This window comes from Pseudomonas brassicacearum (assembly GCF_000585995.1).
Classification (GTDB): domain Bacteria; phylum Pseudomonadota; class Gammaproteobacteria; order Pseudomonadales; family Pseudomonadaceae; genus Aquipseudomonas; species Aquipseudomonas brassicacearum_A.
In genome coordinates this window covers 4,125,142-4,138,732 of sequence record NZ_CP007410.1, presented here as the reverse complement: position 1 = coordinate 4,138,732, position 13,591 = coordinate 4,125,142, and the positions used below count along the sequence as shown (strand labels likewise).

Genomic DNA, 13,591 nt, shown 5'->3' with positions numbered 1-13,591 from the left:
TGGGTGCGCCAGTAGTTCAGTTGCTCAGCGATGCGTTGCGCCTGGCGCGGGGAGCGTTGCCACAGGGCGTAGTCGGCGTACTGGATGGCCAGTGGTGGCAGCGGATCGGTTTGCCCCCGGCAGAAAGCCTGGTACAGCTCGCTCAACTCCCGGGTCAGCACGCCCAGGGACCAGGCGTCGCCGACAATGTGGTGCAAGGTCACCAGCAGGACGTGCTCCTGCTCGGCCAGGCGCAACAGGCGGGTGCGAAACAGCGGGCCGCCGGCCAGATCGAAAGGCGCCTGGGCTTCAGCGGTGTAATGGGCCTGCAACTGTGCCGGCGACTGATCCCGCAGGTCGTGGCACGGCATCACCAGCGAATGCCCGGGTTCCACCACCTGGCACGGCTCGCCGCCGTCGGACACAAAACGGCTGCGCAAGGCTTCGTGCCGCTCGACGATGCGCGCCAGCGCGGCGCCCAGGGCCGCTTCATTCAGCTCACCGCGCAGCCGCAGGCCACCGGCCATGTGGTAGGCCGCGCTGGCCTGGGCATCCAGGTGGGTGATGAACCATAGGCGTTGTTGGGCAAACGACAACGGCAGCCGCGCCGGCCGTGGACCGGCCGGGATCGGCGCCGCGCCGTGGAGCCCGGCCGCGCCCAGGGCTTCGATGGCCCGTGCCTGGCGTTGCAGCGTCGGGTGATCGAAGACACTGGCCAAGGGCAGTTCGATCCGCAATTGCTGACGCAGTTGGGAAACCAGTTGCACCGCCAGCAGAGAGTGGCCACCGGCCTGGAAAAAATGCTCGTCGCGGCCGATCCGTGGCCGGCCCAACAGGCGCCCCCAGATCGTCGCCAGTTGGTTTTCCAGCGGACCCTGGGGCGCTTCGAAGTGTCCGCTGGCGGCCTGTTCCGGTGCCGGCAGCGCGCTGCGATCGAGCTTGCCGTTGGGCGTCAGTGGCAGGGCGGGCAGGGCCACATAGGCGCTGGGTTGCATGTACTCGGGCAATACCGCCGCCAGGGCGTCGCGCAGTATCGCCTCGTCAGGCGCCGCTTCCGGCTGGGCCACCCAATACGCCACCAGCCGCGCATCGCCGCTCGGCTCCTGACGAGCCACGACCACGGCGTGCTGCACCCCCGGGACACGCGCCAGGGCGCTTTCGATCTCGCCCAGTTCGATACGATAGCCGCGCACCTTGACCTGGAAGTCGTTGCGCCCCAGGTAGAGCAGTTGCCCATCCTCGGTCCAGCGACCAAGGTCGCCGGTGCGGTACATCCGCGCGCCGGGCTGGGCTGCGAAGGGGTCCGGGAGGAAACGTTCCTCGGTCAGCGCCGGCCGATTCAGGTAACCCCGAGCGACACCGGCGCCGCCGATGTACAGCTCGCCCACCACGCCACGGGGCACCAGTTGCCGGTGCGCATCGAGCAGGTAGACCTGGGTGTTGTCCAGCGGCCGACCGATGCCCGGGACGAAGCCTTCGGCGCGGTCCATCGTCACCCAAGTCGAATAGGTGGTGGTTTCCGATGGTCCATACAGATTGCACAGGCGCTGCACGTCACTGTGGTCGAAGATCCTTTGCACCAGGCCCTGCTTGAGTGGTTCGCCGGCCAGGTTGACCACCCGCGTCGAGGCCGGGATCGCCGCGGCCCCCACCAGTGCATCGAGCGCCGAGGGCACGCTGTTGATCAGGGTGACCGGCACCGGCCGGTCGAGCAGGGCCAGGGCATTGGTGGCCAGGTGCAGGGTCGCACCGGCGGCCAGGGGCACGAAGTATTCGAAGACCGCCAGGTCGAAGTTGATCGAGGTGGCGAACAGGCTGTCGCGCAGGCTTTCGGCGTCGAAGGCGCGCAGCGCCCAGTGCAACAGGTTGCAAGCATTGCGGTGCTCGATCATCACGCCCTTGGGCAGGCCGGTGGAGCCCGACGTATAGATCACGTAGGCCAGGTGCGCGCCGGTCAGGCCCAGGCGCGCCGGGTCCGGGTTGTCGGCCGGTTGCTCGGCCAGACGGACCTGGGTCTGCGGATCATCCAGGCACAGGGCGGCGCAACCCGCCGGCGCCGTCACGCTGGCTTGCAGTGCGGTGGTGGTCAGCAACGCCTGGGGCGCGCTGTCTTCGAGCATGTGCGACAGCCGCTCGCGCGGATACGCCGGGTCCAGCGGCACATAGGCCGCGCCGGCCTTGAGGATGCCGAGCAGGGCGACCAGCAGATGCGGGCCACGCTCCAGGCAGATCGCTACTCGGCTGTCCGGCTGCACGCCTGCGCCCAGCAACAGGTGGGCAAGGCGATTGGCCTGGGCGTTGAGCGCTCCATAGGTCAACGGACTGGCGCCGTCGGCCGCGTCGAAACGCGCGGCGATGGCCTGGGGCTGGCGTTCCGCCTGGCGTTCCAGGGCCAGGTGCAACAGGTCCCGCTCGGGCAGCGGCCGGGCAGTAGCGTTGAACGTGCGCAGCAGCTGCTCACGCTCCGCCTCCGGGAGTATCGAAAGATGGCAGGCCAGGCGCTGGGGTGAGTCTTCCAGCGCGTCGAGCAGGTTATCCAGGGCCGTTTGCAGCCAGCCAAGCACCGGGGCCGCGCCCACCAGGGGATCGATTTGCAGGCTCAGCGAAAACCCATCGCCCAGGTCGTCCACCGACAGGTTGAAGGGATAGTTGGTGCGTTCCTCACCGCCCAGAACCTGCATGCCATCGAGCACCGGGGCATGCCCCTGGGCCGTGCTGTGCCGGTAGTTGAGCAGCGCCGAGAACAGCGCCGTGCCGTTGGGCAGCGCGCTGCAACGTTGGGCCAGGCCCAAGGGCGCGTGCTCATGGGCGATCAACCGGCTGAGTAACCCATGGGTGTCGCGCAGGGCCTGTCTCACCGGCACCGCCAGGCGCACTCGCAACGGCAACGTATTGATGAACAGGCCCATGGCGGTGGCTGCTTCGGCGGCGCCCAGCAGGCGACCGAACATCACCGTGCCGAACACCACGTCGTCACGGCCGCTGGTCTTGCCCAGCACCAGGGCCCAGGCCAGATGGAAAAGACTGGCGCTGCTGACTTCCAGGCGGCGCGACAGTTCGCGGATGCGTCGGCTCAGATCCAGCGCCAGCGGCGCTTCCAGGGTCTGCACCTGGCTGCCGTCGCCGCGCACATCGAGCAGCCCGCAAGGCGCGGTGGGCTCGTCGATATCGCCAAGCAGCTCGGTGAAGAATGCCGCGTGTTGCGCTTCGCTCAGGCCCTGGCGGGCGCGCACCACGAAATCACGGAACGGGCGTGGCGGTTGCAAGTCGGCCAGGCGGCCCTGCTGGATCGCTGCGACCTCGCTCACCAGCCGCTCCAGCGATGTATGGTCCATCACCGCATGGTGGTGCAGCAGTTGCAGCAGCCAGCGACCGTTTGCCGGATCTGCTGCGGCCACCGCGCGCATCAGTGGTGCCTGGCGCAGGTCCAGCCGATGCTCCCTGGGATCGGTCCAGGTGCGCAGCGCGGTGGCCACGTCGCCCGCGGGCGGGCTGAACAGTTCCAACGTCAGCGGGGCCTGACGCCACACCACCTGGACCGGCGCGTCGAGACCTTCCCAGGCCAGCGCGGTGCGCAGGATGTCGTGGCGGGCGATGGCTTGGTTGAGGGCGTCCATGAAGCGGCGCAGGCGCGGTTCGTCATCGAAGGCCAGTAGCACGTGCAGCAGGTAGGTATCGCCACGCTCCTGGAGCAGGTGGTGGAAGAGGATGCCGGCCTGCAGGGGCACCAGCGGGTAGATGTCCTGGATATTGGCGGCACCGCCCGGAACGCTGGCGACGATGCCCACGATCTGAGCCGCGTCGAGCTGGCAGAGATCGAGCAGCGCCGGGGTGATGGCGGTGGTACCCGCCGGCAGTCCGCTGGTGCCGGCGGGCTGCGCTGCGGGCTGGCGCAGGGCTTCGATCAGCGCCGGCTTGTGGCTGCGCAGGAGGGCGATCAGCGCCTGGTCGGCCAGAACTTCATCGTCGGCCACCACCGAGAGTTGGTCGCCGCGCAATGACAGGGTCACGCCGCGGTGTTTGAGCAAAGCCAGCAGTTGATCCGCAGTCACAGGAGCAGTTCCTTCAATGGAGTAGTGGCCGCGGCCAGACCGGCAAGGGTCGGTGCGGTGAACAATTGGCTGATGTCGACCCGCAGGTTGTGCTGGCGCATGCGCTCCACCAGCCCCATGGCAATCAGCGAGTGGCCGCCGAGGGCGAAGAAATTGTCGTGCCGGCTGACCCGCTCGACGTGCAGCAGTTCGCACCAGATGGCCGCCAGGGCTATCTCGATGTCGCCTTGGGGGGCTTCGTAACGGGTTTGCACGTACGCCTGGGCGTCGGGTTCGGGCAGGGCATTGCGGTCGAGCTTGCCGTTGGCCGTCAACGGCAGGCTATCCAGGCGCACATAGGCGCTGGGCAACATCGACTCGGGCAAGCGTTCGGCCAGGGCCGTCCGCGCCTGTGCCGGCGTCGGTGGCGCGTCGCCCAGCAGGTACGCGATCAGTCGGGCCACGCCATGGCGATCGGCACGACCGACCACCACCGCTTGCCGAACACCGGGCAGTGCCAACAGATGGCTCTCGATTTCCCCCAGCTCGATGCGGTGCCCATGGATCTTCACCTGGAAGTCGGTGCGGCCAAGGTAGCTGAGGCTGCCATCGAGCTCCCAGCGGCCGAGGTCGCCGGTGCGGTACAGTCGCGCGCCGGGCTGGGTCGAGAACGGGTCAGCGATGAACCGCTCCCGGGTCAGCGCCTCGCGCTGCCAGTAGCCACGGGCCACGCCTCGGCCGCCAATGTGGATTTCACCCACCACCCCCAGCGGCGCGCGCCGACCGTGATGATCGAGCACTTGCACTTGAGTATTGGGCAGGGGCTGGCCAAGGCTGGGCAGCGGATGCTGATCCAGCCAGGCGCTGGTGGTGTCGACCGTGCACTCGGTCGGGCCGTAGACGTTCAGCACCCGCACGCCGGGCTCGCCGACCAGTTGCTGCCAGAGCTCTGCGGGGACGGCCTCCCCGCCGAGCAGCAGGCGGCGGGGCAACGGCTGGGGCAGGGCCAGCGTCTGGCGATGCTTGAGCAACGCCTGCAACTGGGTCGGGGTGCAGTCGAATAGGGTTACCTGCCGGCTCTGCAGGTAATCGAGCAGGGCCGCCGCGTCCAGGCGCACGCGTTTTGGAATCAACACCAGGCAGTGGCCGCTCAGCCACTGACACAACTGCTGGACCGAGGCGTCGAAGGCCACCGAGGCGTTGAGCGAGCAGCGCGTACCGGCCGGCAAGTCTGCCAGACGCTGGTGCAATCCGGCCCAGAGGTTGAGCACCGAGCGGTGCTCGACCATGACGCCCTTGGGCTGGCCGGTGGAGCCTGAGGTGTAGATCAGATAGGCGAGGTCGCTGGACTGGGTGCCGATGTCCGGATCGTCGGTTGCGGCCTGCTGCCAGGCGGCACGCACGGCATCCAGGCAGATCAGCGGCCCGGCGTCGAATGCCGGCAGCCTCTCGCGCACTCGTTCCTGGGTGAGCAGCGCCGCCGGAGCGCTGTCTTGTAGCATGAAGGCCAGCCGCGGAGCCGGATAATCAGGGTCCAGCGGCACATAGGCGCAGCCGGCTTTCCACACCGCCAGCAAGGCGATCGCCAAGTGCGCTTCGCGGTCCAGGCACACCGCGACCCGTTGCCCGGGCCGTACGCCCTGGTCCAGCAAGTGATGGGCCAGGCGGTTGGCCTGTTCATCGAGCTGTCGAAAGCTCAGTTGGCGGTGCTCGTCGATCAGCGCAAGGGCGTCGGGGCGGCGAGCGGCCTGCTCGGCGAAGCGCCCGTGCAGGGTGCCGTCGGGCGCTGACACGGACAGCACTGGGTTGAGGCGATTCAACCGGGCCTGCTCGGCGGCCGGCAATACGTCCAATGACTGGATGTGCCCATCGTCGGTCTGTTCCAGCGCTTCCACCAGGGCGTGCAGGGCCGCCAGCATGAAGCCCAGCAGCCGTTCCGGCGCATGGTCGGGGTGGGTCTGGGCGGTCAGCTGGAAACCTTCGCCCAGATCGTCCACCGCCAGGTTGAAGGGGTAATGGGTTCGCTCCTCGCTGTGCAGCAGGGTCATGCCGGGCATGGCCTGGTGCACATTGGCCTGGCCGGCATGGCTGTAGCGGTAATTGAACAAGGCGCTGAACAACGCCGTCCCCGGCGCTACCGCGCTGCAACGCTGGGCCAGGGCCAGTGGGGTCTGCTCGTGGCAGAGCAGACCGTTGAGGGTGTCCTGGACCTGCCGCAGGGTGGCGTGGACGCCGCCGTCCAGGCGCACCCGCAGTGGAAGGGTGTTGATGAACAGGCCCACGGTCCGGTCGGCGTGGGCGCCAGACTGCAGGCGGCCGAACAGTACCGTGCCAAAGACCACATCGTCGCGCCCACTCAGGCGCCCCAGCGTCAGGGCCCAGGCCAGGTGGCAGACACTCGCCGCGCTCACTCCGTGGGCTTCGGCCTGGCGACGCAGGCGGCGCGCCAGCTCCGGCGCCAGCGGCTGCTGGTGTTCCAGGGCCTGCCAGCGGGGATCGGTTTGCAGGTCAAGGTCGAAGGGCAGGGTGGGTTCATCCAGATCGCCCAACTGCTCGCTGAAAAAAGCGCGGGCGGCGGCCACCGCTTCTGGGCGCCGGGCCTGGGCCACCAAGGCTCGGGTGCTGGTGGGCGGCGGCAGGTCCGCCGGGCGCCCGCCCTCGATCAGGGCGATCTCTTCGATCATCAATTCCAGGGAGGTGTGATCGACCACCACATGGTGATGCAACAGCAGCAACAGCCAGCGATCCTGCGCCGGGTCAAAGGCCACCCGGGCCTCGATCAGCGGGGCCTGTCGCAGGTCGAGGCGGTAGTGGCGCGGGTCGGCGCTGGCCTGCAGCCGCGCCGCGATGTCGTCACCCTCCAGCGCCAGGCGCCGAGGCGTGAAGGCGACCTGCCGCAGCACCACCTGCACGGGTTCCTCCAGGTCCTCCCAGAGCACCAGGGTGCGTAGCGCGTCGTGCCGGCCGATGACTTGGCCCAGCGCTGCGCAGAAACGTTGCAGGCGCGCCTCGTCGGTAAAGGCCAGCAGGCTGCGCAGCACATAACGATCGCCCTCGCGCTGGGCGCGGTGGTGATAGAGCATGCCCTCCTGCAAGGGGCCCAATGGATAAATGTCCTGGATATTGCTGGCGCCGCCGGGCACTCGCGCCGCGATCAGGTCGATCTGCGCCTGGGGAAGGGGCATCAGATCCAGCATCTGCGGGGTGATGCGGGCGCACGGGGTCGGGATGGCGCTCACGCTGGGTGCCGGCGCCGGCGCGCTGGCCAGGTTTTCCAGGCGTAGGGCCTGGGCGGCCAGTGTCGAGCGTTCGAACACGCTGCGTATGTCCAGGTCCCAGCCATTGCGGCGCAACTGTTCGAGTAATTGCACCGCCAGCAGCGAATGCCCGCCAAGGCTGAAGAAGTCGTCGTCACGGCTGATTTCCAAGACGCCCAGCACCTGGGTCCAGATGGCCGCCAGCCGCCGTTCGGTGTCCCCTTGCGGCGGCTGCCTGGCGGCACTGCTGGCCAGCGCCTCGGGCAGCGGCAGGGCCTGGCGATCAAGTTTGCCGTTGGGCGTCAGTGGCAGCTGCTCCAAGGCGACGCAGGCGCTGGGCAGCATATAGTCCGGCAAGCGACTTTCCAGATAGGCGCGTACTTCAGCCAAGTCCGGAACGGGCGTGGTCGAGACCTGCGCCACCAGATAAGCGATCAACCGCGGATCACCGGCAGGGCCGGGCTGCGCCAGCACCACCGCTTCGCGCACCGCCGGCATGCCCAGCAACTGCGTTTCGATCTCCCCGAGTTCGATGCGGAACCCGCGTACCTTGACCTGGAAATCGTTGCGTCCCAGGTAATCCAGCGAACCATCGGCCCGCCAGCGCCCCAGGTCACCAGTGCGGTACATGCGCGCCTGGGGATCGTCGACGAAGGGGTCGGACAAAAAGCGCTCTTGGGTCAGCTCGGCACGATTGAGATAACCCCGCGCCACGCCTGCCCCGCCGATGTAGATCTCACCGGCCACGCCCAATGGCACCGGCTGGCGATGACGGTCGAGCAGGTAGACACGGGTGTTGTCCAGGGGCCGGCCGATGCCGGGCCGGTAACCCCCGGCACGGTCCATCGACAGCCAGGTGGAATAGGTGGTGGTTTCCGTTGGCCCATAGAGATTGCAGACCCGTTGCGTCGCGCTGCGGGCGAACAATTGCTCCACCAGTCGCGGCTTGAGCGGTTCGCCCGCCAGGTTGACGACCCGGGTGCTGTCCGGGACGGCGCCGACCCTGACCAGTTCTTCCACCGCCGAGGGTACGCTGTTGATCAGCGATACCGGGCAGCGTTGGGCCACCAACGCCAGGGCGTTCTCCACCAGGTGCAGGGTCGCGCCAGCGGCGAGCGGGACGAAGCATTCGAAGACCGCCAGGTCGAAATTGATCGAAGTGGCGAACAGGCTGCGGCGCCATTCCTCGGCGTCGAAGCTGCGTAGCGCCCAATGCAGCAAGTTGCAGGCGTTGCGGTGCTCGATCATCACGCCCTTGGGCACGCCAGTGGAGCCCGAGGTGTAGATGACGTAGGCCAGGTGCGCTGGGCCCAGGTCCGCAACCCTGGGGTTTTCCGTGGGCAGGGTCGCCAACCGGTCCCGCAACTGCGCTGCATCCAGGCGCCAGCATTCGACCGCCATGGCCGGTAACCCACTGGCCACGGCCTGGCTGCTCAGGACCAGCCGAGGGGCGCAGTCTTCGAGCATGTGCGCAAGGCGCGCCGGCGGGTAGCTGGGGTCCAGCGGTACGTAGGCCGCGCCGGCCTTCAAGGTGGCGAGCAGGGCGACCAACAGGTCTGGACCACGTTGCAGGCTGATCGCTACCCGGTCATCGGGGCGCACCCCGGCCGTCAACAGGGCGTGGGCCAACTGGTTCGCCTGCTGATTAAGCTGGGCATAGCTGAGCTGGACTCCCGCGGCCGTTTCGAACTGCGCCGCCACGGCGTCGGGATGCAGTGCCGCCTGCCGCTCGAAGGGTTGGTGCAGCAGGGTGTCCCGTGGATGCGCCTGCCGTGTGGCGTTGAACGCTTCCAGCAGTTGCTGGCGTTGCTCCAGGGGGAGGATGTCCAAGGCACAGGCTCGGGTGGCCGGTGCGGTTTCCAGGGTCTGTGCCACCACCTCCAAGGCCCGAATCATTTGCGCAAGGACCGCGTCGACGCAGACTGAACGATGGACCTGTCCGGTCAGGGCAAAGCCTTCGCCGAGGTCATCGATGGACAGGCAGAACGGGTAGTTGCTGCGCTCCTCGCTGCCCAGCAGGCGCACCCCGGGCAGGTCGAACTCTGGGCGGGCCGAGCGTTGTGCCTGGCTGTGGCGAAAGTTCAGCAGCGCTGAGAACAACGCTGCCTGGGTGGGCAGCGCCGTGCAACGTTGGGCCAGGGCCAGCGGCGCGTGTTCATGGGCGAGCAGTTCGGTCAGTCGTCCATGGGTCTGGCGCAAGGCGCTGTACAGGGGCATGTCGAGGTCGATGCGCAGGGGCAGGGTATTGATGAACAGCCCCAGGGCCTGCTCCACCTGCTGGCCGGCACTGAAGCGGCCGAACAGCACCGTGCCGAAGACCACGTCGTCGCGGCCGCTGGCCTTGCCCACCACCAGTGCCCAGGCCAGGTGGAACAGGCTGGCGACGCCCACCGCCTGGGTCTTGGCCAGTTGCCGCAGGCGGCGGGCCAGGGTGGGGTCGAGTGAGCGCTGGGCCTCGCGGTTGTCGCGGCCGGAGCCCTGGATATCGTGCAGCGCGTAGGGCAGGGTCGGTTCGTCGAGCTCGCCGAGCAGCCGTTGGAAATAGGCCTCGGCGCTGGCCTGGCGCCGAGGCTCGCGGGCCTGGGCGACGAACCGGCGAAACGCCACGGTCGGAGGCAGCGGATGCCCGGGATCTTGCATCAAGGTGCGGACTTCGCCGAACAACAGCGCCAGGGTGGCGTGGTCGATGGCCAGGTGATGGTGGACCAACTGCAACTGCCATTGGCCGCTGGGTATGTCGAAGCGCACGTAGGCCTGGGCCAGGGGCGCTCGTCGGATGTCCAGGGGCTGTTCGGCGAAGGCGTCGCCTGCCGCCAGCCAGACCACCGGCAGGGGCGCCTCGCGCCAGACCACTTGCACCGGCTCGTCCAGGCCTTCCCAGAGCACGGCGCTGCGCAGGATGTCATGGCGGGCGATCACCTGATCGAAGGCGGCGATGAAGGCGTCCAGCCGTGGGCGGCTGTCGAAGGCCAGCGTCGCGCGTAACAGGTAGGCGTCGTCGGCCGGTTGCAGCAGGTGCTGGAACAGCAAGCCTTCCTGCAGGGGCGCCAGGGGGTAGATGTCCTGCACGTTGGCGGCGCCGCCTTCCACCGCCGTCACGATCAGGTCGACCTGAGACTGTGGCAGGCTGAGCAACGGCAGCATGGCCGGGGTGATGCGCTTGCAGTCCGGCGCGATGGCGGGTGCCTCAGGCAGCGCCTGTGATTTGGCCGGACCCAGCGGGTTCTCCAGCAGCAATGCCAGATTGAGCAGGTTCGCCGCGCTGAACAAGGTCCCCACGTCCAGCTGCCAGCCTTCGGCCCGCAACTGCTCGACCATCTGCACCGCCAGCAACGAATGCCCGCCGAGGGCGAAGAAGTTGTCCTGCCGACCGACCCGCGGCACCCCGAGAACCTCGGCCCACAACTCGGCGAGGCGGGTTTCCACTGGCCCTTGGGGCGCTTCGTAGCAGTGCAGGGCGAAATGCTGTTCGTCGGGCTCGGGCAGGGCGTGGCGGTCGAGTTTGCCGTTGGCGGTCAGCGCGAAACCTTCCACCTGGACGAAAGCCGCCGGCAGCATGTAGTCCGGCAGCACTGCCGCCAGGCGGGCGCGCAGAGCGTTGGGCGTTTGCGCCTCGGTGGCATAGAAGTAGGCCAGCAGGCGCTGCTGGGCATCGGCCAGCACCACCGCCTCGCTGATCCCCGGCAGGGCCTTGAGCTGGGCTTCGATTTCCCCCAACTCGATGCGAAAGCCACGGATCTTCACCTGGAAATCATTGCGGCCCAGGAACAGCAGCACGCCGTCGGCGCGCCAGCGCACCAGGTCGCCGGTGCGGTACAAACGTGCCCCGGGTGCCTGGCTGAAGGGGTTGGCGACGAAGCGTTCTACGCTCAGTTGCGGTTGGTTCAGGTACCCCAGGGCCAAGCCATCACCACCGACGTAGAGCTCGCCGGCCACCCCAATCGGCACCGGGCGGCGCTGTTCATCCAGCACATAGACCTGGGTGTTGCCCACAGGCCGACCGATGGGAATGTCACCGGCCAATGCATCCTCGAGGGTGATGGCGTGAGTGGTGGTGAAGGTGGTGTTTTCCGTCGGCCCGTAGCCGTTGAGCAAGTGCTGGGGCGGCGAATGGCGCAGGACCTTTTCGATGCGCCGCGGATCGAGCACATCGCCGCCGACCATCAGGTAGCGCAGCGCGCCGAAGGCCGGCGCCAGGGCCTCGGCGTACTGATGGAACAGCCCGGCGGTGAGCCAGAGCACGCTGACTTCGTGGTGCAGCAGGTGCTCGTTGAAGCGGATCGCGTCCAGCAGTGTTTCCCTGGGGCAGACCACCAGGCAGCCGCCGTTGAGCAGCGCGCCCCAGATCTCCAGGGTACTGGCGTCGAAGGCCGGGTTGGCGGCGAGGGCGAAGCGGTCCTGGGCGGTGAACTCGGCGAAGCCGTTGTTGCGCACCAGCCGGGAGATGGCGCGGTGCGGCACCTGCACGCCCTTGGGCACGCCGGTGGAACCGGAGGTGTACATGATGTAGGCGACATTGCCGGCCCCGCGGGCCGGGTGGGATTCAGCCAATACAGGGTCTGGCGCTGCAACGTCAATGAAGCGGACGTTTTCCAGCGCGGGCCGATCGTCACCCGCCACCAGCAGCCAGGCGCTGCCGCAGTCCGCCAGTACCCGCGCCTGATGGGCCGTCGGGGCCTCCCGGTCGATGGGTACGTAGCATGCGCCGCGCTTGAGGATCGCCAGGATCGACACGATCAACGCCGCGCCCCGGGCCAGGCACAGCGCCACCGCATCACCGGCGCCAATCCCGCAGGCCGCCAAGTGCCCAGCCAGGCGCTCGGCCCGTTGGTCGAGCTGGCGATAGCTCAGGGTCTGCGCGCCGTCCAGCAGCGCACACGCATCGGGGCGCCGTTGCACCTGCCCGGCGAAGAGCGCCGGCAGCGGTTCATCGGCCGGGTAGTCACGGCTGGTGGCATTGAAATCGTCAAGGATCTGCTGCCGTTCGGCTGTGTCCAGCAGCACCCAGTCGCCCAAGGCCCGGGTTGGCTCGGCGAGGACCTGATCGGTCAAGAACTCCAGGCGCCGCAGGTGCGTGGCCATCTGCTCGGCACTGAACAGTCGCGGGTCGTAGTTGAATTCCAGGAAGGGTTCGGCCTGGGCTTCGTAATGCCGCAGATAGATCGCCAGCGGATAGCGCTCATGACCGTTGTGCCAGGTACGCAGAGCGCAGCGGGCCGAGGCAAGGTTGACGTCGCCGGGGTACTGTTCGACCGACAGCATCAGCTCGAACAACTGGCCGGGGTGGCCGGCGCGAGCCCGCAATTCACGATGCAGACTTTGCAGGGGGTAGCGTTGGTGGCGGTAGCTGCGCAGGGTCTGGCTGGTTACCCTTTGCACGGTCTCGACGAAGCTGTCGGCGGGGTTGACCTCGACCGTCAGCGGCAGCACCGAGGAGAACATGCCCACGGTCCGTTTCTGCAGGGGATTGCTACGGTTGTGCACCGGAAGGCCGATGACCAGCCGCTCACGCTGGTCGGTCACCCGGCTAAAGTAGCCGGCCAGCAATGCGCTCAGGCAATGGCTCAACGTCGCGCCCTGGGTTCTTGCCCACTGGGTCATGAGGGCCAGGCGCTGGTGGCCCAGGGGCCAGATCGCCTGGGCACTGGGCTGCGGCTCGCTGGCGCTGGCCGGATCGCGGGACGGCAAAGCGCTCTGGAACAACGGTTCCGGCAGTGTCGGGAACTGCTCCAGCCAGAAATCCCGCGCCTTGGCGTGGCGCGCCGAATCGAGGTAATCGCGGTCGCTGGCGACAAAGCTGCGATAGCCCTGAGCCAACACCGGGTCCAGTTGGAGTGGCTCGCCGACGAGCAGTTGGTTATAGGCGGCGCAGACAGCCTGGCCGACCAGGCCCACCGAAGTGCCGTCGCTGATCAGGTGGTGGTAGCGGCTGTTCCACAGCGCATGGGTGTCGGACAGTTGAAACCATTCCATGCCCCACAGAGGTTGCCCGCGAAGCGAGAACGGCGTGCGATTCAATTGCCCGATGGCGGCCATGGCCCGGCCCTCGGACTCATCGCGCCAATCATGGAAGGAGAACGGCACCTCTAGGTGCTCGACGACCTGCTGCTGCACCTGCCCATTGCGGTCGCTGATCATCAGCCGCAACGCATCGAATTGGGCTACCACGGCTCGCAGCGCCGCGGCGAACAGCGCGTGGTCCACCGTGCCGTGGATTTCCACGGTTACGCCGATATTGTAGGAGGGGGTGTCGGGCGATAGCAGTTGGTCGAGCCAGACGGATTGTTGCGTGGAACTCAACGAAATGCATCGCGGTTCGATCAT

2 protein-coding genes (1 of these 2 cut by a window edge) are annotated in these 13,591 nt (G+C 67.8%); both read right to left on the bottom strand.

The genetic code is table 11. The features are described from left to right. Positions 1 to 4,031, bottom strand: the 5' end (the start) of a protein-coding gene (locus tag CD58_RS31470; protein WP_049866965.1) for a non-ribosomal peptide synthetase. Its footprint begins 8,524 nt before the window's first position; 4,031 of the gene's 12,555 nt are visible here — the first part of the coding sequence; its start codon is at positions 4,029 to 4,031; its stop codon lies beyond the left edge, outside the window. Further along, positions 4,028 to 13,591 carry a non-ribosomal peptide synthetase gene (locus CD58_RS17415; RefSeq protein WP_025214280.1) on the bottom strand — a complete coding sequence of 3,188 codons (9,564 nt, stop codon included), beginning with the start codon at positions 13,589 to 13,591 and terminating at the stop codon, positions 4,028 to 4,030. Before CD58_RS17415 ends, CD58_RS31470 begins: the two co-directional genes overlap by 4 nt.

Excerpts from the sequence above, each read along its gene's own strand:
- CD58_RS17415 (WP_025214280.1), bottom strand. The coding sequence starts at position 13,591 with ATGATCGAACCGCGATGCATTTCGTTGAGTTCCACGCAACAATCCGTC.